Source organism: Pseudomonas sp. 1D4, assembly GCF_001728925.1.
Lineage (GTDB): Bacteria > Pseudomonadota > Gammaproteobacteria > Pseudomonadales > Pseudomonadaceae > Metapseudomonas > Metapseudomonas otitidis.
Genome location: NZ_LXJQ01000005.1, coordinates 80318 through 103707, shown reverse-complemented (window position 1 = coordinate 103707; position 23390 = coordinate 80318). Strand labels below are relative to the sequence as shown.

Genomic DNA, 23390 nt, shown 5'->3' with positions numbered 1-23390 from the left:
GCTTTTGGCGGCGTTCGCGACTATAGCAGCAATCATTAAGTGCTTCAAATCCATAAAAAATTGTTATGATCGCCGCCATGACAACTCCCTCCTCTCCGACTTCCGGCGTGCAAATGCTCGAAGTCGCGCCGGAATATGCCGGCCAGCGTATCGATAATTTCCTCCGGACCCAGCTGAAAGGCGTCCCCAAGACTCTGATCTATCGCATCTTGCGCAAGGGTGAGGTGCGGGTGAACAAGGGGCGCATCAAGCCTGAGTACAAGCTTCAGGCTGGAGATGTGGTCCGCGTGCCGCCGCTGCGTCTCGCTGAGCGGGATGAGCAGGTACCGGTTGCCCAGGGGCTGCTTGAGCGTATTGAGGCCGCCATTGTTTACGAGGACAAGGGTTTGATCGTCCTCAATAAGCCAGCAGGCATCGCTGTGCATGGTGGCAGTGGTCTCAGCTACGGGGTGATCGAGGCGTTTCGTCAGTTGCGGCCCGATGCGCGTGAGCTTGAGTTGGTCCATCGCCTGGATCGGGATACCTCGGGTCTGCTGATGATCGCCAAGAAACGCAGCATGTTGCGCCATCTCCACGAGGCACTGCGCGGTGATGGGGTGGACAAGCGTTACCTCGCTTTGGTTCGGGGCAGTTGGCCGACGTCGAAGAAGAAGGTCAGCGCGCCACTTCTGAAGAACACCTTGCGATCCGGCGAGCGGATGGTGGAAGTAAGTGATGAGGGTAAGGATGCTTTGACCGAGTTCCGCGTGCTGCGGCGTTTTGGTGAGTTCGCCACTTTGATCGAGGCGAGCCCGATCACTGGACGGACCCATCAGATTCGCGTTCACACTCGCCATGCCGGTCATGCCATTGCTGGCGATCCGAAGTATGGGGATGAGGATTTTTCCCGGGAAATCCGTGAGCTGGGCGGCAAGCGTCTGTTCCTGCATGCTTATGCGCTCTCCCTGGTGCTGCCCGATGGCACGCCTCTAAATCTTGAGGCGCCAGTGGATGAGGCGTGGTCGCAGACCCTGGAGCGGATTGGTGCCTGACTATCAACTGCTGATCTTCGATTGGGATGGAACTCTGGTGGATTCCATCTCGCGCATCGTCGAGTCCCTTCGAGTGGCGGCTGATGCTTGCGATTTACCGCAATTGGACGATTCGGCCCTCAAGGGCATCATCGGTCTCGGCTTGCCCGAGGCGATTGCAGTGCTTTACCCGGACCTGGCTGATCCGCAGCGGATCGCTCGCTATCGAGAGGTCTATGCCTCGCACTACAGTCATCTGGAAGCGGCCCCGTCGCCGCTCTTTGCGGGTGTGGAAGATGCGCTGGAGTCGTTTCGCGAGGCTGGCTATCGCCTGGCGGTGGCAACGGGCAAGACGCGGCGCGGGCTTGATCGTGTTCTGGCGGGGCGAGGTTGGGAGCGCTATTTCGATATCACTCGCTGCGCTGATGAAGCTGCGAGTAAGCCTGATCCCCTGATGCTGTGCCAGATCATGGCGCACTGCGGTGTCGATGTCGGTGCGTCGCTGATGGTGGGGGATTCGCCCTTTGATCTGCGCATGGCGCGCAATGCGGGAATGGACTGCGTGGCGGTCGGTTACGGCGCACAGTCGCTGGATGTCCTGCGGCTGGAGTCGCCGACACTAGCAATCGAGCATTTTGATGAGCTTCGCCATTGGCTTGCCAGTGGTGCGAACAATCCAGTGAACAAGGTGGAACTGCATGTCTGATGAATGGAACGCATCGGCACCCGCTGGTGGTGATGACAAGAGTTGGAAGCTGCTTGAAAAGGCAGTCCTGGCGGGCGTTCAGGAACAGCGGCGAGCCAGGCGCTGGGGTATTTTCTTCAAGCTCCTGACCTTCTTTTATCTGTTCGGCGCGCTGCTGATGTTTTCGCCGTTGTTCGATCTGCAGAAGACGGCGGCACGTGGTGAGACCCATACGGCACTGGTCGAGGTTCGCGGCATGATTGCGGACAACGAGGCTGCGAGTGCCGACAACATCGTGAGCAGTCTCAGGGCGGCCTTCGAGGATCCGAAGACCAAGGGTGTTGTGCTGCGCATCAACAGCCCGGGCGGCAGCCCCGTCCAGTCGGGCTACATCTATGACGAGATCCGGCGGCTGCGGGGTGAGCATCCCGATACCAAGGTCTATGCGGTGATCACTGATCTTGGGGCATCTGGTGCCTACTACATTGCCAGTGCGGCGGATGAGATCTATGCGGACAAGGCAAGCCTGGTGGGGTCCATTGGTGTCACGGCGGCCAGCTTCGGCTTCGTCGACCTGATGGGTAAGCTGGGTGTCGAGCGTCGTGTCTATACCTCGGGCGAGCACAAGGCGTTCCTTGATCCGTTCCAGCCTCAGAAGGACGACGAAACTCGCTTCTGGCAGGGTGTGCTGGATACCACTCATCGCCAGTTCATCGAGAGTGTGAAGAGGGGGCGAGGTGATCGGCTGAAGGTCGATGGGCATCCCGAACTCTTTAGCGGCCTGGTCTGGTCCGGTGAGCAGGCTCTTGAGCTGGGTCTGGTGGATAAGCTCGGTAGCACCAGCTACGTGGCGCGCGAGGTCATCGGTGCCAAAGAAATCGTCGACTACACGAAGCAGGACACGCCGTTCGATCGCTTTGCCAAGCGCCTGGGTGCGAGCATGGCTGAGCAGTTGGCAATGTGGATGGGGTTCCAGGGGCCTTCGCTGCGCTGAACCTCGCAGGTAGTTGCCAGAAAAGCCCGGCTTGTGCCGGGCTTTTTCGTATCAGGGGACCTGCCGGCCTTCGGCGAGCAGCATGTCCACCAGGCGGATCAGTGGCAGGCCAACCAGGCTGGTGGCGTCCTCTCCCTCTGTGGTGCGGAACAGTGCGACGCCGAGCCCTTCCGCCTTGAAGCTGCCGGCGCAGTCGTAGGGCTGCTCTGCCTGCAGGTATCGCTCGATGGTGGCTTCGTCCAGTTTGCGGAAGTGCACGGTGAAGGGGATGCAATCCACCTGGCAGCTGCCGGTTCGCGTATTGAGCAGGGCGAGGCCAGTCAGGAAGCTCACGCTGGCACCGCTCGCGGCCATGAGTTGTTGCTTGGCGCGGGTGAAGTCGCCGGGCTTGCCCAGTACCTGCTGGCCGAGTACGGCGACCTGGTCGGAGCCGATGATCAGGTGTTGGTCATGGATGTGCGCCAGGGCTCGGGCCTTCTGTTCGGCGAGACGGCGCACGAGGTGCTCGGCGCTTTCACCTGGGTGACGTGTTTCATTGATGGCGGGCGCGCTCCAGGTGAAGGGAAGGCCCAGGCGCTCCAGCAGGGCGCGCCGGTAGGGTGAGCTGGATGCGAGCACCAGATTGGTCATGATCGACTCCGCGAAAAAGTGCCGCGATTCTATCGGGCGTGCCGCGCGGCGGACAGGTCGGAATTTGTTTTGACAGGGCAGGGGGGCATCCCTAGAATACCGCGCCTATGTTGAATGGGCCGATTCCAACTCACGTCGATCCGCGCAAGATGGCCGATCGCAGCGCCACCCTTCAGGGTGAGCTGCCTCTCGCCAGTCTCGAGCGTTTGTGCGATCCCCTCTCCGATGACGCAGGTCGCGTCACCGTGAAGCTTTCGTTCGAGCGCGACGAGCAGCGCACTGTGGTGATCCACAGCGAGCTCGACGTCGAGGTCAAGATGGTATGTCAGCGTTGCCTGGAGCTGGTCGCGCTGCCGATCCACAGCGAGTGTACGTACGCCGTGGTGAAGGAGGGTGCGGACAGCCAGTCACTGCCCAAGGGCTATGACGTGCTGGAAGTGGGTGAGGATCCGCTGGATCTTCTGACTCTGGTCGAGGACGAGCTTCTGCTGGCCTTGCCCATTGTTCCGGCCCATGACCCTGAAGAATGCCAGCAGCCGGCGGGGCTTGATGAGCCCGAACCGAGCGAGGACGAGGTTCCGCGGTCCAACCCGTTCAGCGTACTGGCGCAGTTAAAGCGTGACCCAAACGTTTAGGAGTTAATTGATTATGGCTGTTCAGCAGAACAAAAAATCCCGCTCTGCCCGTGACATGCGTCGCTCCCACGACGCCCTCGAGGCCAATGCCCTGTCCGTCGAGAAGAGCACCGGTGAAGTTCACCTGCGCCACCACGTCTCCCCGGACGGCTTCTACCGTGGTCGCAAAGTGATCGACAAGGGCTCGAACGAGTAATCCTTGTCCGTCTCTGTTATAGCGATTGACGCAATGGGCGGGGACTTCGGTCCCCGTTGCATTGTTCCGGCCAGCATTGCCTGCCTGGCTGAGTTTCCCTCCTTGCATCTGGTTCTTGTCGGCCAGGCTCCCGTCCTTGAAGATCTCATCGCCTGCGAAAGCGGAGTCGATCGCCGGCGGCTGTCCGTCGAGCATGCTGCCGAAGTGGTGGCGATGGACGAGCGCCCCTCGCAGGCGCTGCGCGGCAAACCCGACTCCTCCATGCGTGTCGCTCTGGACCTCGTCCGTGCCGGGCGTGCCCATGCTTGCGTGAGCGCCGGCAATACCGGTGCGTTGATGGCGCTTTCCCGCTACGTACTCAAGACCCTGCCGGGGATTGATCGGCCTGCCATGGTCACCGCGATCCCTACGGCGCGTGGCCATTGCCACCTGCTGGATCTGGGGGCCAACGTGGATTGCAGTGCCGAGCACCTTTACCAGTTTGCGGTGATGGGAAGCGTTGCTGCTGAGGCGCTCGGGTTGCGCAGCCCTCGTGTGGCGTTGCTGAACGTCGGCACGGAGGACATCAAGGGCAACCAGCAGGTCAAGCTCGCGGCAAGCCTGCTTCAGCAGGCCAATGGGTTGAACTACATCGGCTACATCGAGGGCGATGCGCTGTATCGCGGCGAAGCGGATGTGGTGGTCTGCGATGGCTTCGTCGGCAATATCCTGCTCAAGTCCAGCGAGGGTCTGGTGGCGATGATTGCCGCGCGCATCGAGTCCCTGTTCACCGAGAATCTTGGCTCCCGTCTGGTCGGTGCGCTGGCGCTGCCGCTGTTGAGTCGCCTCAAGGGCGACCTGGCTCCGTCCCGCCACAACGGTGCGAGCTTCCTCGGGCTGCAGGGGATTGTGGTGAAGAGTCACGGCTCCGCAGGGGCGGATGGCTTCCAGAGTGCGATTCGTCGTGCCGTCATCGAGGTGCGGGAGAATCTGCCGCAGAGACTCCATGGGCGGCTTGAGGATCTGTTGCTCTAGGATGTGACCGTTGGACGAGGGCTGTCATCCAACTGTCAGTCCGTTGCGCCCGGCCTGCCGGGTGCGCGAATCGAACAAGGCAAACACGGGAACCGTTCCAATGTCCGCATCCCTCGCATTCGTTTTCCCCGGCCAGGGCTCCCAGTCCCTTGGCATGCTGGCCGAGCACGGTGCTTCGAGTCGTCTGGTCGTCGATACTTTCGGCGAGGCCTCTGAAGCCCTCGGCTATGACCTGTGGACCCTGACCCAGCAGGGGCCAGAGGAAGATCTCAATCAGACCGACAAGACCCAGCCCGCGATCCTGACAGCATCCATTGCGCTGTGGCGCCTGTGGCAGCAGGAGGGTGGTGTGCGTCCGGCTTTTGTTGCCGGTCACAGCCTGGGCGAGTACTCCGCTCTGGTGGCAGCAGGCAGCCTGCAGTTCGCTGACGCCGTGAAGCTCGTCGAGCAACGTGGGCGGTTGATGCAGCAGGCTGTCCCGGCTGGTCAGGGTGGCATGGCAGCCATCCTTGGGCTGGAGGACGCTGATGTGCTGGCCGCTTGCGCCGAGGCTGAAAAGGGTGACGTGGTCAGTGCAGTGAATTTCAACGCCCCAGGCCAGGTGGTGATCGCGGGTTCGGCTGCGGCCGTCGAGCGTGCCATCGAAGCCTGCAAGGCGCGTGGTGCCAAACGTGCGATGCCGCTGCCGGTTAGCGTGCCGTCCCACTGTGCCCTGATGAAGCCTGCTGCAGAGCGTTTCGCCGAGTTTGTCCAGGCGCTGGACTGGAAGGCGCCCGAGATCGCGCTGGTGCAGAACGTCAGCGCCTCGGTGGTGACCGATCTTGATGTGCTCAAGGCCGACCTCCTGGCTCAGCTCTACAGTCCGGTCCGCTGGGTTGAGTCGATGGTGCGCCTGTCCGAGCAGGGTGTGACCGATCTCGTCGAGTGCGGCCCCGGCAAGGTCCTGAGTGGCCTGAACAAGCGCTGCGTCAAGGGCATCGCCACCCATAACCTGGATACCCCCGACGCCTTCGCAGCCGCTCGCGCTGCGCTGGCCTGATCAAGGAGAAGACCATGAGTCTGCAAGGTAAGGTCGCACTGGTTACCGGCGCGAGCCGTGGTATCGGCCAGGCCATCGCCCTGGAACTGGGCCGCCAAGGTGCCGTCGTCATCGGCACCGCCACCACGCCGGGCGGCGCCGAGCGCATTGCCGAATACCTGAAGGAACACGGCATCGAAGGGGCCGGCCTGGTTCTGGATGTCAGCAGCGATGAATCCGTCGCCAGCACGCTGGAGCACATCCAGCAGCATCTGGGGCAGCCGCTGATCCTGGTGAACAATGCCGGCATCACCCGTGACAACCTGATGCTGCGCATGAAAGACGACGAATGGTTCGACGTCATCAATACCAACCTGAACAGCCTGTTCCGCTTGAGCAAGGCGGTTCTGAGGGGCATGACCAAGGCGCGCTGGGGCCGCATCATCAACATCGGCTCCGTGGTCGGTGCGATGGGCAACGCCGGCCAGGCCAACTACGCCGCTGCCAAGGCCGGTCTAGAGGGCTTCGGTCGTGCGCTGGCCCGTGAAGTGGGCTCTCGCGCCATCACCGTCAACTCCGTTGCCCCTGGCTTCATCGATACCGACATGACCCGCGAACTGCCCGATGCGCAGCGCGAGGCTCTGTTGACCCAGATTCCGCTGGCTCGCCTCGGCCAGGCCGAGGAGATTGCGAAGGTGGTCGGATTCCTCGCTTCCGATGGTGCTTCCTACGTCACAGGGGCTACCATTCCGGTGAACGGTGGGATGTACATGAGCTGAATGTGACGAATCCCCTCAGGAAACTGTCATACGAGCTGTCTAAAATCCGGTACTTGAGTGCAATTGGGTTCTGGACGGCTCCTGACGGGGCCTGAAGGGGTTCGGAGTCCTGCTTGAAAAGCAGAAAACCCTTTCTATACACTGCAGCCCAAGCTGCACGGATTTTTCCATAGGAGTGAAAACAAGGTATGAGCACCATCGAAGAACGCGTCAAGAAGATCGTCGCCGAGCAACTGGGCGTCAAAGAAGACGAAGTCACCAACAGCGCTTCCTTCGTTGAAGACCTGGGCGCCGACTCCCTTGACACCGTTGAGCTGGTGATGGCTCTGGAAGAGGAATTCGAGACCGAGATTCCGGACGAGCAAGCCGAGAAGATCACCACCGTTCAGGAAGCCATCGATTACATCAACGCTCACGCGCAATAAGTAATCGTCGGTTCCCCGACCTGGAAAAGCCGCACGACCCTGAAGGTCGTGCGGCTTTTCTTTAAGCGGTTTTTGTCGCCGATCAGCAACATGTAAAAAGGAGAGCGCTGTGTCGCGTAGACGCGTCGTGATCACAGGTATTGGCATGCTGTCGCCCTTGGGTAACAACGTTGCCGACAGTTGGCAAGGCATCCTGGCTGGCCGCAGTGGCATCGGCCTCATCGAGCATATGGATCTGTCGGCCTATGCCACCCGTTTCGGCGGTTCGGTCAAGGGCTTCGATGTTGAGCAGTACCTGTCGGCCAAGGAAGCACGAAAGCTCGACCTGTTCATCCAATACGGCTTGGCTGCCAGTTTCCAGGCGGTGCGCGACGCTGGTCTGGAAGTGACCGATGCCAACCGCGAGCGCATCGGCGTAGCCATGGGCTCGGGCATCGGTGGCCTGACCAACATCGAGAACAACTGCCGTTCGTTGATCGAGCAGGGGCCGCGGCGCATTTCGCCGTTCTTCGTTCCAGGCTCGATCATCAACATGGTGTCCGGCTTCCTGTCGATCCACCTGGGAATCCAGGGGCCGAACTATGCCATCGCCACTGCATGCACCACCGGCACCCACTGCATTGGCATGGCGGCACGCAACATCGCCTATGGTGAAGCGGATGTGATGATCGCCGGCGGCTCCGAGATGGCGGCCTGTGGCCTCGGCCTCGGCGGCTTCGGTGCGGCCCGTGCGCTGTCCACCCGCAACGACGAGCCGACCCGCGCGAGCCGTCCGTGGGACAAGGGGCGCGATGGCTTCGTGCTGTCGGATGGTGCGGGGGCGCTGGTGCTTGAAGAACTGGAGCACGCCCGTGCCCGTGGCGCCACCATCTATGCCGAGCTGGTCGGCTTCGGCATGAGTGGCGATGCCTTCCACATGACCTCTCCGCCGGATGACGGCGCCGGTGCCGCGCGCTGCATGCGCAATGCCCTGCGTGATGCCGGTCTGAATGCGGACCAGGTGCAGTACATCAATGCCCATGGCACCTCGACGCCGGCCGGTGACCTGGCGGAAGCCGCTGCCGTTAAGAGTGTCTTCGGCGATCACGCCTACCGTGTTGCGGTGAGCTCGACCAAGTCGATGACCGGTCACCTCCTGGGTGCTGCCGGGGCCGTTGAGGCGATCTTCAGCGTGCTGGCGATCCGCGACCAGGTGGCTCCACCGACCATCAACCTGGAGGAGCCGGACGAAGGCTGCGACCTGGATTTCGTGCCTCACCAGGCGCGCTCCATGCCTATCGACGTCGTCCTGTCCAACTCCTTCGGCTTTGGCGGCACCAACGGTTCCCTGGTGTTCCGTCGCTTCGAGGGTTGATGGACGACTGGATCGATGGCCGGCCGGCCGCCTCCCTTCCCATCAGGGATCGCGGCTTGGCCTACGGCGATGGACTGTTCGAGACCATCGCCGTTCGCCGGGGCGTTCCAAGCCTGTTGGAGCGTCATCTGGCGCGCTTGGCTGAAGGCGCGCGTCGGCTCTTCCTGTCCCTGGATCTGGAGACCGTTCGTAACGAGCTCCTGGCATTCTCCGCCGAATTGGGGGAGGGCGTCGCAAAGCTCATCGTCACCCGGGGTGATGGCCTGCGCGGCTATGCACCCTCCAGCGGCCCTGCTCGTCGCCTGCTGATGGCCAGTCCATTACCTGCCTACCCGTCGGTATGCGCTGAGGAGGGCATTGAGCTCTTTTCCTGTTCTACCCGCCTGGCCGAACAACCTTTGCTGGCAGGCCTCAAACATTTGAACCGGCTTGAACAGGTGCTCGCGCGCGCCGAGTGGAGCGACCCTCGTTATGCGGAGGGGCTCATGCGGGACCATTCGGGCCGGTTGATCGAGGGCGTGTTCAGCAACCTCTTCCTGGTGCGTGATGAGCAGTTGCTGACGCCGGATCTGCAGCGCTGTGGCGTGCGGGGCGTCATGCGCGCGGCGTTGCTGGACTTGGCTGTCGCCGAGGGTGTCAAAGTCCAGGTCCGCGACATCGCCTTCGACGAACTGGCGTTTGCCGACGAGGTCTTCACCTGCAACAGTCTTTATGGCATCTGGCCGGTGCGTGCATGCGGCGAGCATGTCTGGTCGGTGGGGCCGCTCACCCGTAAACTGCAGCCCCTTGCCCTCGCCCAACTGGATTGCTGATTCGTGATACGCAAATTGCTCATGCTGCTGCAGGGTGGCCTGTTCCTCGCTGGCCTCTTGCTGGCGTTCGCGGGTTGGCAACAGCATTTGGCTCTTAGCCAGACCCTCAATCTTGGCGAGGAACGTCTGCTCGACGTGCCGAACGGCGCCACGCCCGGTGGTGTGCTCAATCGACTGGAAGAGCGGGGTGTCATCCACAGTGCCTTCTGGTTGCGCCAGTATTGGCGTTTCAACCTTTCCGGTCAGGCCCTGCACAGCGGTGAGTACCGCATGACTCCTGGCATGACTGCCGAAGGGTTGCTCGGGCTCTGGCAGCGAGCCGAGGTCGTCCAGTACAGCCTCACCTTGGTCGAAGGCTGGAACTTCCGCCAGTTGCGTGCCGCGTTGGCCAAACAGGCCAGACTGGAGCAGACCCTGGCGGGTTCCAGCGATGAGGAGGTGATGAGGCGCCTCGGCCTGGAAGGCAAGCATCCTGAGGGGCGGTTCTTCCCCGATACCTACCGTTATGTCCGCGGTATGCGAGACATCGATCTGTTGCGCCAGGCTCACCAACGGTTGGAACGGGTTCTGGACGAGGAGTGGCAGTCCCGTGCCCAGGGCTTGCCCTACAAGAACGCATATGAGGCGCTGATCATGGCCTCGATGGTGGAGAAGGAAACCGGGGTACCGGAGGAGCGCGGGCAGATCGCTGGCGTATTCATCCGTCGGCTCCAGCAGGGCATGCTGCTGCAGACTGACCCCACGGTGATCTACGGCCTGGGTGAGCGGTATACCGGCAAGATCACCCGTGCCCACCTGCGAGAGGCCACTCCTTACAACACCTATGTCATTGCCGGAATGCCGCCAACACCCATCGCCATGGTGGGGCGCGAGGCCATCCACGCGGCCCTCAACCCGGTGGAAGGCAAAAGCCTCTACTTCGTCGCCCGTGGCGACGGTAGCCACGTTTTTTCGGAGACCCTCGAAGCGCACAACAAGGCGGTCCGTGAGTTCCAGCTCAACCGCCGTGCGGACTACCGCTCGAGTCCCGCTCCCGTCAGCAAGAAGGACACCCCGTGAACGGCCTGTTCATTACGCTCGAAGGCCCCGAAGGGGCCGGCAAGAGCACCAATCGCGACTTCATCGCCTCTCGCCTGCGCGAGCGTGGCGTTGAAGTCCTGCTAACCCGCGAGCCCGGTGGCACGCCGCTGGCCGAGCGCATCCGCGAGTTGCTGCTGGCGCCCAGTGACGAGTCGATGGCGGTGGATACCGAGCTGCTGCTGATGTTCGCCGCACGCGCCCAGCACCTGGATCGTGTCATTCGTCCAGCCCTCGAGGCTGGGCAGGTGGTGCTGTGTGACCGGTTCACCGACGCTACCTACGCCTATCAGGGGGGAGGGCGGGGGGTGCCGATGGCGCGTATTGCTGAACTGGAACGCTTCGTCCAGGGCAGCCTGCGTCCGGACCTGACTCTGGTGTTCGACCTGCCGGTGGAAGTGGGCCTCCAGCGTGCAGCGGCTCGAGGCCGGCTGGATCGCTTCGAGCAGGAGGATCGCAGCTTCTTTGAAGCCGTCCGACAGACCTATCTGGAGCGGGCGGACCAGGCGCCCGAGCGCTACCGGGTGATCGACGCGGCGAAGCCCCTTGCTGATGTCCAGCGCTACCTGGATACCCTCTTGCCTGAACTGCTGGAGCGTTGCCATGGCTGAGGCCTACCCCTGGCAGGATTCGCTTTGGCAGCACCTGGCCGGACGCACGCGTCATGCCCACGCCTACCTTCTGCATGGGCCGGCAGGCATCGGTAAGCGCGCGCTCGCCGAACGCCTGATGGCTCGGTTGTTGTGTCAGCAACCTTCGGGAAACGATGCCTGTGGCCAGTGCAAATCGTGCTTCCTGCTTGCCGCGGGTACTCACCCTGACAACTACGTGCTGGAGCCCGAGGAGATCGACAAGGCGATCCGTGTCGATCAGGTGCGAGACCTGGTGGATTTCGTCGTGCAGACCGCTCAACTGGGTGGACGCAAGGTCGTACTGCTCGAGCCGGCCGAGTCCATGAACCTGAACGCAGCCAATGCCTTGCTCAAGAGTCTTGAGGAGCCCTCCGGCGACACCGTGCTGTTGCTCATCAGCCACCAGCCGAGTCGCCTGCTGCCCACCATCAAGAGCCGCTGTGTGCAGCAGGCGTGCCCGTTACCAGGCGAGGCCGAGAGTCTGACCTGGCTCGCCCGAGCGTTGCCTGACAGTGATGCCGCGACTCGCGCGGACCTGTTGGCTCTGGCCGGCGGCTCGCCCTTGACCGCACTGCGTCTGCACGGACAAGGCGTGCTGGAGCAGCGTGCCCAGGTGGTGGAGGGGGTTAAGAAACTGATCAAGCAGCAGGTCGGTGTCAGCCAACTGGCCGAAGGCTGGAATGCGCTGCCGCTGGTATTGCTGTTCGACTGGTTTTGCGACTGGGCCCAGTTGATGCTGCGTTACCAGTTGACGCAGGACGAGGCGGGACTGGGGCTGGCAGACATGCGCAAGGTCGTCCAGTACCTGGCAGACAAATCCTCCCAGGCCAAGGTGCTGGCGATGCAGGAGTGGCTCCTGCAGCAGCGGCAAAAGGTGTTGGGCAAGGCCAATCTCAACCGTGTCTTGCTTCTCGAAGCCTTGCTGGTGCAGTGGGCAAGCTTGCCCGGACCGGGCTAGAATCGCCCACTGAGCCAGCCAGCAGGAACGCCGAATGAGTCTCCCACCCAATCTAGGCCCGCGTAACGGGATCCTGTCCCTGACGATCAAGGACAAGTCCGTGCTTTACGCCGCCTACATGCCGTTCATCAAGAACGGTGGCCTGTTCATTCCCACCAACAAGAGCTACAAGCTCGGTGACGAGGTGTTCATGCTGCTGAACCTGATGGATGAGCAGGAGAAGATCCCGGTGGCGGGCAAGGTGGTGTGGATCACCCCGAAGGGCGCCCAGGGCAACCGGGCTGCCGGCATTGGTGTGCAGTTCAACGATGGCGACACCACTGCCCGCAACAAGATCGAGACCTACCTGGCCGGTGCGCTGAAGTCTGATCGCCCCACCCACACCATGTAATCCCCGGCGCCGCCGACGGGCGGCGCTTCCCTGTATCCCTCCAGTGGCACCCCGCACCATGTTGGTCGACTCTCATTGTCATCTTGATCGCCTTGATCTGGCTGCCCATGGCGGCTCGCTTGACGCAGCACTCGACGCGGCTCGCGCCCGAGGTGTTGGGCAATTCCTCTGCATTGGCGTGAGCGCCGACAACGCTGGCGCAGTCAAGGCCCTGGCCGACCGCTACGGTGATGTGCACTGCTCGGTCGGTGTACACCCGCTGGATCTCGCGCCCGGTCAGCCCCCAGCCCTGGACTGGTTGCTGCAGGAGCTTGACCACCCGCGTGTGGTGGCCATTGGCGAGACCGGGCTCGACTATCACTACGAGCCGGAAGCAGCGGAGCTCCAGCAGCAGGCTTTCCAGTTGCACCTTGAGGCTGCGCGGATCACCGGCAAGCCGGTCATCATTCATACCCGCGAGGCGAGGGCGGACACCCTCGCCCTGCTGCGCGAAGCCGCGCTGCCCCAAGCGGGCGTGTTGCATTGCTTCACTGAGGACTGGGACATGGCCCGCGCTGCACTCGACATCGGCTTCTACATCTCCCTGTCGGGGATCGTCACCTTCCGCAATGCCGAGGCGCTGCGTGAGGTTGCTCGCCAGGTTCCAGCCGATCGGCTACTGGTAGAGACCGATTCCCCCTACCTGGCACCGGTGCCCCACCGGGGCAAGGCGAACCTGCCGCAGTATGTGCGCGAGGTGGCGGAGTTCCTGGCAGAGCTGCGGGGTGTGTCCTATGACGTGCTGGCCGAGCAGACCACGGCCAACTTCTACCGCCTGTTCCCGCTGGCGCAGCCGGCTGCCTGACGCGCGGGCAAAAAAAACCCGGGTTCTGGGGGATGAATCCGGGTCAAGACCATTAGGAGTAAACAAAGTACGCGATCCTCAGTACTTTGGCCGGTGGGGCACTTGGGGGAGATGCCGCACGCCGGTAAAGGGAAGTATTGGCCAATATCCCCGAGCGTCCAGAGAAGATCGGTCGTTTTTTAAACAGATTTGGAATACCTCCGCCCCCGCTGAGTCCCCCCTGTTCCTGTCTACCGTCTTGCATGTCGCAGCCCCGAAAGGGTGAGGGTAATGTGACTTTTTCCCTTTTATCGGACTTGCTATGGGCGTTTAATTGCCTGGCGTCGCCTTATAGATTGCTGATCGCATCTGGTCGATTTGATGTCTGGATGGCTTGAGGGCGTTTCGTTCGGAAGGGGCAGAAGCCTTCTGGGTCGTGCTTTACAGCCATCTGGCTGCGTGACGGCTACCGCCTAATATGCTCGGCTGGGTGTCGGCAATACGCTCATAGTCGGATGTTCCGTGCATTTTGTCGGCATTTAGGCATAATACGCGGCTTGATTTTTGACCCTATAGTCCCTTTATGCAGAAAGAACCCCGTAAAGTCCGTGAGTTTCGCCGCCGCGAGCAGGAAATCCTCGATACCGCGCTCAAACTGTTCCTTGAGCAGGGCGAGGACAGCGTCACCGTCGAGATGATTGCCGACGCAGTGGGTATCGGCAAAGGCACGATCTACAAGCACTTCAAGTCCAAGGCGGAGATCTACCTTCGCCTGATGCTGGACTACGAGCGCGACCTGAACGAGCTGCTCCACTCGGCGGACGTTGACCGCGACAAGGAAGCGCTGTCCCGCGCCTATTTCGAGTTCCGCATGCGGGACCCGCAGCGCTACCGGTTGTTCGACCGCTTGGAAGAAAAAGTGGTGAAGAACAGCCAGGTGCCCGAGATGGTGGAGCAGTTGCACAAGATCCGTGCGTCCAACTTCGAGCGCCTGACCCAGTTGATCAAGGGACGTATCGCCGAAGGCAAGCTGGAGGATGTTCCGCCGTACTTCCACTATTGCGCGGCTTGGGCGCTGGTGCATGGCGCCGTTGCGCTCTACCACTCGCCCTTCTGGAGCAACGTTCTGGAAGACCAGGAAGGCTTCTTCCAGTTCCTGATGGACATTGGCGTGCGCATGGGCAACAAGCGCAAGCGTGACAATGAGTCGCTGTCCGGCTGAGTGATGGACGCCTGCTGGGCGCCGAGCCATGGGACGAGCTCGGGGCCCGGCGATATACTGCGCTACCCCCTCCTTGGAGCGTCCCGTGATCGTCGATCGACAAGGCAGGCGGTTTCGCAACCTGCGCATCAGCCTCACTGCCGCTTGCAACTACGCCTGCACCTACTGCGTACCTGACGGCAAGCGCCTGGTCGCCGCCCATGACGAGTTGTCTGCCGATGCGCTGGTGCGCGGTGTGGCTTACCTGATCGAAGCAGCGGGCATCGAGCGATTACGCATCACCGGCGGCGAGCCCCTGGTCAGCCCCAAGCTCGAAGCCTTTCTGGATGGCATCGACCAGCTCGGCCTCGATGACGTCAGCCTGACCACCAACGGCCAGTTGCTCTCCCGCAAGTTGCCCGCGCTGCTTGCCAGTGGCATCCGCCGCCTCAATGTCTCCCTGGATACCCTTGACGCCGATGCCTTCCGCCGGATCGCCAGGGGAGGGGACCTGGCGTCCGTGCTTCGTGGAATGGATGAAGCGGCCGCTGCCGGGGTCAGGATCAAGGTCAACATGGTGCCGCTGCGGGGTCAGAACCTCGATCAGGTGCTGCCCCTGCTGGAGTACTGCCTGGCGCGCGGTTTCGAGCTGCGCTTCATCGAGCTGATGCGCATGGGGCATCTGGCCCGCGACGCCGCCGGCTTCCAGCGTCAGTTCGTCGGCCTGGATGAGTTGCTGGCCGCCATTGGCGAGCGGTACGCCTATGTTCAGGCCGATGCGCCGGTGGACGCGACGGCGTTGCGCTATGAGATTCCGGGGCGCGGCCACTTCGGGGTGATCGCCAATGAGAGCGTGCCCTTCTGCCGGACCTGTTCGCGGCTGCGCCTGTCGTCCACGGGCTGGCTGCATGGCTGCCTGTCCTCCAGCAATCGCCACTATGTGGGGGACTTGCTGCACAAACCCCGTCACCAGGCACTCCCTGCACTGCAGCGGCTGCTCGTCAGCGCGTTGGCGGACAAGCAGGATGTCGCCTTCTCCGGTGGTGTGACGGTCATGAAGATCATCGGCGGCTGATGGCCGCCTCGGCGAGAAACAGCCCATGAGCTTTCCCGTTTCCTATATCGAACCCGTGTTCCGGCCGCCGAGTGAGGCGAACTCCCTGATCCTGCCGGTGACCAACGGCTGTTCGTGGAACCAGTGCACCTTTTGCGAGATGTACACACAGCCCCAGAAGAAATTCCGGGCGCGTGACGAAGCGCAAGTGCTGGAGGAAATCCGCCGCTGCGGCGAGCAGCTGATCGTCCAGCGGGTATTCCTGGCCGATGGCGATGCGCTGGTGCTGCCGACTCACCGCCTGCTGACGATCCTTCGCGCCATTGCCGAACACCTGCCGGAGGTGACGCGCGTCTCCAGCTATTGCCTGCCGAGGAACTTGCGTCGCAAGTCGGTCGAGGAGCTGAAGGAGTTGGCCGATGCAGGCTTGGGGATGGTGTATGTCGGTGCCGAGTCGGGGGACGACGAGGTGCTGGCCCGGGTCAACAAGGGTGAAACTGCGGCCTCGACCCGCGATGCCTTGCTGAAGCTCGGCGAGGCTGGCATCAACCGTTCGGTGATGATCCTCAACGGGCTGGGCGGAACGGTGCTCAGTGGCCAGCATGCTGATCATTCAGCGCAGTTGATGAGCGAGACCCAGCCCGAATTTCTCTCCACGCTGGTAGTCAGCTTTCCCATGGGGGATGACCGCCTACGGTCGCGTTTCGAGGATTTCCGTCCCCTTGATCAGATTGGCCTGTTCCGCGAAGTCGAGCGGATGCTGGAGGGGTTGGAGCTGCACGACACGGTCTTTCGCAGTGACCATGCGTCCAACTACCTGGTCCTCAAGGGGCAGTTGGGAGCGGACAAGCCGCGCCTGCTGGAGCAGGTGCGCCAGGCCATCGCTGCGCCAGAGCGCGCCAATCTTCGCCAGGAATGGCAGCGCGGGTTGTGATGGCGCGGAACCTGCATTTCATACCGCCAGTGCCGGATTTACGTCGTTGGACGGAGGAACGTTATGCATAGGCTGATGGTGTTGCTGGTGATCGTGGCGTTGGGTGGCTGCATGAAGGTGAGTGACCTGGCCCTGGGCGCCCGGGACCACATGAGCGATGCGGGCCTGCTGGACCACAGTGAGACTCGCCGTGCCAATACGTGGCGCCTGCAGGCGGACTCCCTCATCTATATCGCCCAGAGCGCCTTCGTGCCGGAGAACGGCACCCATACTCGGCCGAACGTGGTGGCGGAGGAGACGTTCCGGGGCTTCGTCGAGTATTTCCCCATGGTTCGTCGCGCACGCCAGCCAGTGAGCCTGGAGCAGGCGATGAGCGAGGCGCGGGCGGTTGGGGCGAACTACCTGCTGTATACGCGCTTCGCCGATGCGGATGACCGGATCGGCACGCTGGAAGAGTGGGAGGACCAGGAAGCGGTAGACCGACTCGGCGTCGACAACGGTGTGATCCAGCTGATGCTGATCGAGACCAACACCCGTTACCTGGTGGATACCGCACGGATCACCAACCGCGGTGGGTTGTTCACCTTCTATGACCAGAAGCCCGAGGGCCTGATCGGTCCGCCCCTGAGAGAGTATGCGCGCAGCCTGTTGGGGCTGAGCCGCTGAGGAGGATTTCATGAGCGACACAGGCAAGGCAGGTGATCTGCTGGCACAGCTGCCCAAGGGAAAGGGGTTGCCGCCTGTGCACCTGTGGAACCCCGATTTCTGCGGCGACATCGACATGCGCATCGCCCGGGACGGGACCTGGTACTACCTCGGTTCGCCCATCGGGCGGAAGCCGATGGTACGGCTGTTCTCGTCCATCATCCGCCGCGATGGTGACGACTACTTCCTGGTGACACCGGTGGAAAAGGTGGGCATCACCGTCGAGGACGCGCCCTTCGTTGCAGTAAGTGTCGAGGTGGGCGGGGAGGGCGAGCGGCAGGTGCTGCGCTTCGTCACGCATGTCGAGGACGAGGTGGAGGCCGGCGCCGAGCACCCCATTCGCGTGGTGATCGATCCGCTCACCCAGGAGCCTTCGCCCTATGTGCATGTGCGGGCCAACCTGGAGGCGTTGATACACCGCAATGTCTTCTACCAACTGGTCGAGTTGGCGGTGGTGCGCGAGATCGATGGGCGTCGCTGGCTTGGAGTCTGGTCGGGTGGGGAGTTCTTCCCGATCGGCGAAGAACCTTGATCGGCTTTCCCACAAATAACAAAAAAGGCCCCTTGGGGCCTTTTCTGCTTGTGGCGATTACATGTTGGGGTAGTTCGGGCCGCCTGTGCCTTCCGGGGCAACCCAGGTGATGTTCTGCGCCGGGTCCTTGATGTCGCAGGTCTTGCAGTGGACGCAGTTCTGGGCGTTGATCTGGAAGCGCTTGTTGCCGTCTTCCTGGGTCACCACCTCGTATACGCCGGCCGGGCAGTAGCGTTGGGCGGGCTCGTCGTACAGCGGCAGGTTCTTCTCGAGCGGGATGCTCGGGTCGGTGAGATTCAGGTGGCAGGGTTGTTCCTCTTCATGGTTGGTGTTGGAGAGGAATACCGAGGACAGCTTGTCGAAGCTGATCTTGCCGTCCGGCTTCGGATAGTCGATGCGCTGGGACTGGGCGGCGGGCTTCAGGCAGGCGTAGTCCGGCTTGTTGTCACGCAGGGTGAAGGGAATCTTGCCGCCGAACCAGTTCTGGTCGATGTAGTTGAATGCACCGCCGACCAGGGCGCCGTACTTGTGGATGGCAGCGCCGAAGTTGCGGCTGCAGAACAGCTCGTCGTACAACCAGCTGGACTTGAAGGCATCGACGTAGCCGGTCAGCTCGTCGCCACCTTCCTTGCCGGCGGCCAGGGCGGCAGCGATGGCCTCCGCAGCGAGCATGCCGGACTTCATGGCGGTGTGGCTGCCCTTGATCTTGGCGAAGTTCAGGGTGCCCAGGTCGCAGCCGATCAGCGCGCCGCCCGGGAAGACCATCTTCGGCAGGGAATTCAGGCCGCCCTTGCAGATGGCGCGGGCACCGTAGGCGACGCGCTTGCCGCCTTCCAGATACTGCTTGATCACCGGGTGGTGCTTGTAGCGCTGGAACTCGTCGAACGGCGAGAGGTAGGGGTTGGCGTAGGACAGGTCGATGATCAGGCCCACGACCACCTGGTTGTTCTCCAGGTGATAGAGGAAGGAGCCGCCCGTGTTCTCGGTGCCCATAATGTCCATCGGCCAGCCGGCGGTGTGCACCACCAAGCCCTGCTCATGCTTGGACGGGTCGATGTCCCAGATTTCCTTGATGCCGATGCCGTAGTGCTGGGCGTCTGCTTCGGAGTCGAGGTTGTACTTCTTGATCAGTTGCTTGCCGATGTGGCCACGGCAGCCTTCGGCGAACAGGGTGTACTTGGCACGCAGTTCCATGCCAGGGGTGTAGTAGCCTTCCTTCGGGTTGCCTTCACGGTCGACGCCGAGGTCGCCGGTGACGATGCCGCGAACCACGCCGTTCTCATCGATCAGCGCTTCCTGGGCGGCGAAGCCCGGGTAGATCTCGACGCCCAGGCCTTCGGCCTGCTGGGCCAGCCAGCGGCACAGGTTGCCCAGGGAGATGATGTAGTTGCCCTCGTTGTGCATGGTCTTGGGCACGAAGAGGTCGGGGATCTTGATCGCGCCTTCGGCATCCTTGAGCATATAGATGTCGTCGCGCTTGACCGGCGTGTTCAGCGGAGCGCCCAGCTCCTTCCAGTCAGGGAACAGCTCATTGAGCGCGCGGGGTTCGAAGACTGCACCCGAGAGGATGTGGGCGCCGACTTCGGAACCTTTCTCGACCACGCACACGCTGATCTCCTGACCAGCTTCGGCGGCCTTCTGCTTCAGTCGGCATGCTGCGGACAGGCCAGATGGGCCGGCGCCGACGATGACGACGTCGAATTCCATGTATTCGCGTTCCACTGTCTATCTCCTCAAGGCTCTCTTCGATGTTTTATGTGGGAGGGCTAGGCTCGATCCCTGACCAGAGCTGGCGCATTATATCCACACCCTTTGGCGGGTCCAATACAAACGTTTGTTTGAATTTTGTCAAAGCCTGATAGGATAAGGCTCTGCGGCTTATGACTGGGTGTTTTTCCGTATTGACCGGTTTGGGTGTTACGGTCAAGATACGGGCGGTTTTGCGCTCGCCGTATGGGCTGACCGTCGGTTCCGGCCGATGAGCATCACCCGCCAGGTTCGCCTTGGCGACATTCTTATTTCACCGGAGAGTAACGAGGAATCCATGAAGGTTCTTGTAGCTGTCAAACGAGTGGTCGACTACAACGTCAAGGTCCGCGTCAAGGCGGACAACTCCGGCGTCGACCTCGCCAACGTCAAGATGTCGATGAACCCCTTCTGCGAGATCGCTGTCGAAGAGGCCGTGCGTCTGAAGGAAAAAGGCGTCGCGACCGAAATCGTCGTCGTCACCATTGGCCCGAACACCGCTCAAGAGCAGCTGCGTACTGCCCTGGCCCTCGGTGCTGACCGCGCCATTCTGGTCGAGTCGGCCGATGAACTGAACTCCCTGGCCGTCGCCAAGCTGCTGAAAGCCGTCGTGGACAAGGAGCAACCCCAGCTCGTGATCCTCGGCAAGCAGTCCATCGACAGCGACAACAACCAGACTGGCCAGATGCTGGGCGCCCTCACCGGTTTCGCTCAGGGCACTTTCGCCTCCAAGGTCGAAGTCGCCGGCGACAAGGTCAACGTCACCCGTGAGATCGACGGCGGCCTGCAGACCGTGGCCCTGAACCTCCCGGCCATCGTCACCACCGACCTGCGCCTGAACGAGCCGCGCTACGCTTCGCTGCCGAACATCATGAAGGCCAAGAAGAAGCCGCTGGACGTGGTTACCCCCGACGCCCTGGGCGTTTCCACCGCCTCCACCGTCAAGACCCTGAAAGTAGAAGCGCCTGCTGCCCGCAGCGCCGGCATCAAGGTCAAGTCCGTGGCTGAACTGGTCGAGAAACTGAAGAACGAGGCGAAGGTAATCTAAATGGCTATCCTGGTTATCGCTGAACACACTAACTCCGCCCTGGCCGCCGCTACCCTGAACGTAGTGACCGCTGCCCAGAAGATCGGCGGCGACATTCACGTCCTGGTTGCCGGTTCCGGCGTTGGCGGTGCTGCCGAAGCGGCTGCCAAGGTTGCTGGCGTTTCCAAGGTACTGGTTGCTGACAACGCGGCTTTCGCCCATCAGCTGCCGGAAAACGTCGCGCCTCTGATCGCCGAACTGGGCAAGGGCTACAGCCACGTCCTGGCTGCTGCCACCACCAACGGCAAGAACTTCCTGCCGCGCGCTGCTGCGCTGCTGGACGTCGACCAGATCTCCGAGATCATCGCCGTTGAAAGTGCCGATACCTTCAAGCGTCCGATCTACGCCGGTAACGCCATCGCCACCGTGCAGTCCACTGCTGCCATCAAGGTGATCACCGTTCGTACCACCGGTTTCGATGCCGCTGCTGCCGAAGGTGGCTCCGCCGCCATCGAAGCCGTAGGTGCTGCCAACGACGCTGGCAAGTCCGCCTTCGTGGGCGAAGAGCTGGCCAAGTCCGACCGTCCCGAACTGACCGCAGCCAAGATCGTCGTATCCGGCGGCCGTGGCATGGGCAACGGTGACAACTTCAAGCACCTGTACGCCCTGGCCGACAAGCTGGGCGCTGCCGTCGGTGCTTCCCGCGCCGCCGTCGACGCCGGCTTCGTGCCGAACGACATGCAGGTCGGCCAGACCGGCAAGATCGTTGCCCCGCAGCTGTACATCGCCGTGGGCATCTCCGGTGCCATTCAGCACCTGGCCGGCATGAAGGACTCCAAGGTCATCGTCGCCATCAACAAGGACGAAGAAGCCCCGATCTTCCAGGTGGCTGACTACGGCCTGGTGGCTGACCTGTTCGAAGCCGTACCCGAGCTGGAAAAGCTGGTCTGATCCCGCTGCCCCAGTCGTGAAAAAGCCCGCCTCCTGGCGGGCTTTTTCATGCCTGCATGATTCCTGGCGGCAACCATCCCGACCTGTCTCCTGAAGTCTGCATGTCCTTGCCTGCTTCGCGCTGCGGTCCACTGTAGTCCCGAGGGCTGTCGGCCGGATAACAAAAAGCCCGCCATAAGGCGGGCTCTTCGAGCGGTCCAGCCGGTGTCAGCGTGTCAGCTTCAGGCTGCGAACCATCGCCAGTGTCATCAGCAGGGCGGTGGCAGCCCAGCCGATGGCCTGGATATTGCCCAGGGTTTCCTCGACGAGCTGGGGAATGATACCCAGGCCGATCATCAGGGCCAGCAGCAGTGTCTCGCGGCGCGAGGCGCTGACCGGGCGAGCGAGATAGAACAGCGCCGGCAGCAGCAGTGCTGCGCTGGGGAAGCTGCGGTAGCGCGCATCGAACACCAGGCCCAGCATCAGTACCGCGCCGACGAAGCCGGCACCGAGCAGCCACCAGCCGCCACGGGCTTCCAGCCAGGCGAACAAGCGTTCACGCGCTGCACCCCGGGCGGACAGGCTCAGCACGCCGTGGGCCAGCACCACCAGGTTCAGCGCCACGATGGCGGCGGCCCAGGCCCACTCGCCGGCATAGCGTGCGGTCACGCGGGTCAGCTCGGCCCACATGCCGATGCTGCCGGCACCCAGGGCGGCCAGCAGCGGCATCAGCCAGGCAGCGCGTACCGAGGCAGGGCGGCCACCCAGGGCCATGGCGACCAGGAACAACAGGGCGCTGGCGCCCAGCCAGTTCGGCCAGTGGGGGAGGTTCGAGACCGGCCCGGCCAGGACGCCCTTCTCGGTGCGGTCAGCGCTGAACAGGCCCCAGTAGCCGCCCACCGCGCCTTCGCTGACGCGCTTCCAGGGCTGGTCGAAGGCTTCGATCAGGTTGTAGCGCCAGCCGTTCTCCTCGGCCATGTGGACGAAGCCACGGATGAACTTGGCCTCGTTGACGCGGCTGGGCAGGGCCGTTTCGCGTTGGCGTCCCTCGCTGGGCCAGCCGGTCTCACCGATCAGGATGTCCTTCGGCGCAAAGCGCTTGCCGAAGTCCTCGCGGATCTCGCCTACATGGGCAAGAGCCTCGTCGATGCCCGCCGGATCATCTTCCCAGTAGGGCAGCAAGTGGATGGTGAGGAAGTCCACCGTCGGCGCCACCTCGGGATGGCGCAGCCAGAACTCCCACACATCGGCGTAGGTCACTGGTTGCTTTACCCGGGCTTTCACTTCGGTGATCAGCTTGGCCAACTGGGTACCGGTCACTTCCTTGCGCAGCAGGGTCTCGTTACCGACGATCACCGACTCGACCACGTCCGGGTTGGCGTTGGCGGCTTTCACCAGGGCATCGATTTCCTTGCCGGTGTCCAGCGCGTTGCCGTTGACCCAAGCGCCGAGCATCAGCTTCAGTCCGTGCTTGCGGGCCAGCTCCGGTATGGCCTCGAGGCCGGTCATCGAATAGGTGCGCACGCAGTGGAAGCGCGTCGCCAGCAGCGCCAGGTCGGCATCCATGCGTTCGGGCCGCAGGACGAACGGCTGGTCGAACGGCGACTGGTCCTTGTCGAAGGGGCTGTAGGACGCGCACTGCAGCTTGTGGGTTGGCGTGGCGGCGTCCGGCAGGATTACCGGCTTGCCCTGGCTGTACCAGAGGCCGGCAAGCGACAGCAGGGCGATCAGCGATGCGAACAGGTAGGGAAACAGGGGGAATCGGCTGGTTGGGCTCATTGGATGTGTCGCGACTGGCGGCAAAGCGCCGAATCTTAGCGGATTCACA

26 protein-coding genes are annotated in these 23390 nt (G+C 62.5%); 23 read left to right on the top strand and 3 right to left on the bottom strand.

Features of this window, described 5'->3' with window-relative positions; translation table 11 throughout:
* The first annotated feature begins 77 nt into the window (after positions 1-77).
* Genes rluC through sppA form a run of 3 tightly spaced genes read left to right on the top strand, consistent with a single transcriptional unit; the run spans position 78 to position 2689 of the window.
* Positions 78-1031 carry a 23S rRNA pseudouridine(955/2504/2580) synthase RluC gene (gene rluC / locus A7D27_RS04260; protein WP_069564200.1) on the top strand — a complete coding sequence of 318 codons (954 nt, stop codon included), beginning with the start codon at positions 78-80 and terminating at the stop codon, positions 1029-1031.
* Positions 1024-1716 carry an HAD-IA family hydrolase gene (locus A7D27_RS04255; RefSeq protein ID WP_069559696.1) on the top strand — a complete coding sequence of 231 codons (693 nt, stop codon included), beginning with the start codon at positions 1024-1026 and terminating at the stop codon, positions 1714-1716. Before rluC ends, A7D27_RS04255 begins: the two co-directional genes overlap by 8 nt.
* A complete protein-coding gene (gene sppA / locus A7D27_RS04250) occupies positions 1709-2689 on the top strand; it encodes a signal peptide peptidase SppA (protein WP_069564167.1) in 981 nt (326 codons plus the stop codon). The genes A7D27_RS04255 and sppA overlap by 8 nt, the downstream gene beginning before the upstream one ends.
* A 51-nt stretch (positions 2690-2740) precedes the next feature.
* Here the strand turns inward: sppA and A7D27_RS04245 are convergent, their stop codons facing one another.
* On the bottom strand, positions 2741-3319 hold the full coding sequence (locus A7D27_RS04245) for a nucleoside triphosphate pyrophosphatase (RefSeq protein ID WP_069564166.1): 579 nt from the start codon (positions 3317-3319) through the stop codon (positions 2741-2743).
* Positions 3320-3426: 107 nt separating this feature from the next.
* Here A7D27_RS04245 and A7D27_RS04240 point away from each other — a divergent pair, with 107 nt between their 5' ends.
* From A7D27_RS04240 to A7D27_RS04155, 18 genes are all read left to right on the top strand, one after another.
* Complete coding sequence (locus A7D27_RS04240) at positions 3427-3954, top strand: YceD family protein (RefSeq protein WP_069559693.1); 528 nt, start codon at positions 3427-3429, stop codon at positions 3952-3954.
* Between the two features lie 13 nt (positions 3955-3967).
* Positions 3968-4150, top strand: a complete 183-nt coding sequence (rpmF, locus tag A7D27_RS04235) for a 50S ribosomal protein L32 (protein ID WP_069559692.1) — start codon at positions 3968-3970, stop codon at positions 4148-4150.
* Positions 4151-4153: 3 nt separating this feature from the next.
* Entirely contained in the window at positions 4154-5164 is a 1011-nt protein-coding gene (gene plsX, locus A7D27_RS04230; RefSeq protein ID WP_083265515.1) for a phosphate acyltransferase PlsX, read from the top strand.
* A gap of 100 nt (positions 5165-5264) precedes the next feature.
* Positions 5265-6203, top strand: a complete 939-nt coding sequence (gene fabD / locus A7D27_RS04225) for an ACP S-malonyltransferase (RefSeq protein WP_069564165.1) — start codon at positions 5265-5267, stop codon at positions 6201-6203.
* 14 nt (positions 6204-6217) lie between these two features.
* Entirely contained in the window at positions 6218-6961 is a 744-nt protein-coding gene (gene fabG, locus A7D27_RS04220) for a 3-oxoacyl-ACP reductase FabG (protein WP_044412409.1), read from the top strand.
* A 188-nt stretch (positions 6962-7149) separates the two neighbouring features.
* Positions 7150-7386: an acyl carrier protein gene (gene acpP / locus A7D27_RS04215; protein ID WP_016493661.1), complete on the top strand. Its 237-nt coding sequence runs from the start codon at positions 7150-7152 to the stop codon at positions 7384-7386.
* Positions 7387-7495: 109 nt separating this feature from the next.
* Positions 7496-8740 (top strand): beta-ketoacyl-ACP synthase II, encoded by a 1245-nt coding sequence (fabF, locus tag A7D27_RS04210; protein ID WP_069559690.1) that lies wholly within the window; start codon positions 7496-7498, stop codon positions 8738-8740.
* A complete protein-coding gene (gene pabC, locus A7D27_RS04205) occupies positions 8740-9552 on the top strand; it encodes an aminodeoxychorismate lyase (protein WP_069559689.1) in 813 nt (270 codons plus the stop codon). Before fabF ends, pabC begins: the two co-directional genes overlap by 1 nt.
* A 3-nt stretch (positions 9553-9555) precedes the next feature.
* A complete protein-coding gene (mltG, locus tag A7D27_RS04200; RefSeq protein WP_069559688.1) occupies positions 9556-10611 on the top strand; it encodes an endolytic transglycosylase MltG in 1056 nt (351 codons plus the stop codon).
* Positions 10608-11240 (top strand): dTMP kinase, encoded by a 633-nt coding sequence (gene tmk / locus A7D27_RS04195; protein WP_069564164.1) that lies wholly within the window; start codon positions 10608-10610, stop codon positions 11238-11240. The genes mltG and tmk overlap by 4 nt, the downstream gene beginning before the upstream one ends.
* Positions 11233-12219 carry a DNA polymerase III subunit delta' gene (locus A7D27_RS04190; RefSeq protein WP_069564163.1) on the top strand — a complete coding sequence of 329 codons (987 nt, stop codon included), beginning with the start codon at positions 11233-11235 and terminating at the stop codon, positions 12217-12219. Before tmk ends, A7D27_RS04190 begins: the two co-directional genes overlap by 8 nt.
* Positions 12220-12253: 34 nt before the next feature.
* Entirely contained in the window at positions 12254-12610 is a 357-nt protein-coding gene (locus A7D27_RS04185) for a PilZ domain-containing protein (protein WP_044412389.1), read from the top strand.
* Between the two features lie 58 nt (positions 12611-12668).
* Positions 12669-13454: a TatD family hydrolase gene (locus A7D27_RS04180; RefSeq protein ID WP_069564162.1), complete on the top strand. Its 786-nt coding sequence runs from the start codon at positions 12669-12671 to the stop codon at positions 13452-13454.
* A gap of 562 nt (positions 13455-14016) precedes the next feature.
* The gene (locus A7D27_RS04175) at positions 14017-14655 is read left to right on the top strand and encodes a TetR/AcrR family transcriptional regulator (RefSeq protein ID WP_069559684.1); all 639 of its coding nucleotides are present in this window, start codon (positions 14017-14019) and stop codon (positions 14653-14655) included.
* 85 nt (positions 14656-14740) lie between these two features.
* Positions 14741-15709, top strand: coding sequence for a GTP 3',8-cyclase MoaA (locus A7D27_RS04170; protein WP_069564161.1), 969 nt, complete (start codon positions 14741-14743; stop codon positions 15707-15709).
* Positions 15710-15734: 25 nt separating this feature from the next.
* Positions 15735-16622, top strand: coding sequence for a radical SAM protein (locus tag A7D27_RS04165; protein ID WP_069564160.1), 888 nt, complete (start codon positions 15735-15737; stop codon positions 16620-16622).
* 63 nt (positions 16623-16685) lie between these two features.
* On the top strand, positions 16686-17288 hold the full coding sequence (locus A7D27_RS04160; protein ID WP_069564159.1) for a DUF4823 domain-containing protein: 603 nt from the start codon (positions 16686-16688) through the stop codon (positions 17286-17288).
* Between the two features lie 10 nt (positions 17289-17298).
* Positions 17299-17859 (top strand): DUF1285 domain-containing protein, encoded by a 561-nt coding sequence (locus A7D27_RS04155; protein ID WP_069564158.1) that lies wholly within the window; start codon positions 17299-17301, stop codon positions 17857-17859.
* Between the two features lie 57 nt (positions 17860-17916).
* On the opposite strand, the gene A7D27_RS04150 is transcribed toward A7D27_RS04155, so the two are convergent.
* Complete coding sequence (locus tag A7D27_RS04150; protein ID WP_069564157.1) at positions 17917-19581, bottom strand: electron transfer flavoprotein-ubiquinone oxidoreductase; 1665 nt, start codon at positions 19579-19581, stop codon at positions 17917-17919.
* 322 nt (positions 19582-19903) lie between these two features.
* Here A7D27_RS04150 and A7D27_RS04145 point away from each other — a divergent pair, with 322 nt between their 5' ends.
* A complete protein-coding gene (locus A7D27_RS04145; protein WP_069559679.1) occupies positions 19904-20653 on the top strand; it encodes an electron transfer flavoprotein subunit beta/FixA family protein in 750 nt (249 codons plus the stop codon).
* A complete protein-coding gene (locus A7D27_RS04140; RefSeq protein WP_069559678.1) occupies positions 20654-21583 on the top strand; it encodes an electron transfer flavoprotein subunit alpha/FixB family protein in 930 nt (309 codons plus the stop codon).
* A 207-nt stretch (positions 21584-21790) separates the two neighbouring features.
* Here the strand turns inward: A7D27_RS04140 and A7D27_RS04135 are convergent, their stop codons facing one another.
* The gene (locus A7D27_RS04135; protein WP_069564156.1) at positions 21791-23341 is read right to left on the bottom strand and encodes a beta (1-6) glucans synthase; all 1551 of its coding nucleotides are present in this window, start codon (positions 23339-23341) and stop codon (positions 21791-21793) included.
* Positions 23342-23390 lie beyond the last annotated feature (49 nt).